This is a genomic window from Streptomyces sp. NPDC001415 (assembly GCF_053597395.1).
The window spans coordinates 1-1,436 of the sequence record NZ_JBSFIE010000084.1 but is presented as its reverse complement, the minus strand read 5'-3'; the positions used below and the strand labels follow the sequence as shown (position 1 = coordinate 1,436).

Sequence of the window (1,436 nt, the reverse complement as noted above, 5' to 3'; positions counted from 1 at the left end):
GGGAGTTCGCTGCTTCAGAACAAACACAGTGGACGCGAGCAACTGAGGACAAGCCCTCGGCCTATTAGTACCAGTCAGCTCCACCCGTTACCGGGCTTCCACATCTGGCCTATCAACCCAGTCGTCTACTGGGAGCCTTACCCTCTCAAGGAGGTGGGAACACTCATCTCGAAGCAGGCTTCCCGCTTAGATGCTTTCAGCGGTTATCCTTTCCGAACGTAGCCAACCAGCCATGCCCTTGGCAGGACAACTGGCACACCAGAGGTTCGTCCGTCCCGGTCCTCTCGTACTAGGGACAGCCCTTCTCAATGTTCCTGCGCGCGCAGCGGATAGGGACCGAACTGTCTCACGACGTTCTAAACCCAGCTCGCGTACCGCTTTAATGGGCGAACAGCCCAACCCTTGGGACCGACTCCAGCCCCAGGATGCGACGAGCCGACATCGAGGTGCCAAACCATCCCGTCGATATGGACTCTTGGGGAAGATCAGCCTGTTATCCCCGGGGTACCTTTTATCCGTTGAGCGACGGCGCTTCCACAAGCCACCGCCGGATCACTAGTCCCGACTTTCGTCCCTGCTCGACCCGTCGGTCTCACAGTCAAGCTCCCTTGTGCACTTACACTCAACACCTGATTGCCAACCAGGCTGAGGGAACCTTTGGGCGCCTCCGTTACTCTTTAGGAGGCAACCGCCCCAGTTAAACTACCCATCAGACACTGTCCCTGATCCGGATCACGGACCGAGGTTAGACATCCAGCACGACCAGAGTGGTATTTCAACGACGACTCCACAACCACTGGCGTGGCCGCTTCACAGTCTCCCACCTATCCTACACAAGCCGAACCGAACACCAATATCAAACTGTAGTAAAGGTCCCGGGGTCTTTCCGTCCTGCTGCGCGAAACGAGCATCTTTACTCGTAGTGCAATTTCACCGGGCCTATGGTTGAGACAGTCGAGAAGTCGTTACGCCATTCGTGCAGGTCGGAACTTACCCGACAAGGAATTTCGCTACCTTAGGATGGTTATAGTTACCACCGCCGTTTACTGGCGCTTAAGTTCTCAGCTTCGCACGCCCGAAAGCGCACTAACCGGTCCCCTTAACGTTCCAGCACCGGGCAGGCGTCAGTCCGTATACATCGCCTTACGGCTTCGCACGGACCTGTGTTTTTAGTAAACAGTCGCTTCTCGCTGGTCTCTGCGGCCACCCCCAGCTCAGAGTGCAAGACTCATCACCAGACGTGGCCCCCCTTCTCCCGAAGTTACGGGGGCATTTTGCCGAGTTCCTTAACCATAGTTCACCCGAACGCCTCGGTATTCTCTACCTGACCACCTGAGTCGGTTTAGGGTACGGGCCGCCATGAAACTCGCTAGAGGCTTTTCTCGACAGCATAGGATCATCCACTTCACCACAATCGGCTCGGCATCAGGTCTCAG

1 rRNA gene is annotated in these 1,436 nt (G+C 56.4%); it reads right to left on the bottom strand.

The features are described from left to right. Positions 1 to 44: 44 nt before the first annotated feature. Positions 45 to 1,436 (bottom strand): 23S ribosomal RNA (locus ACWC2B_RS38035); the annotation flags it as partial.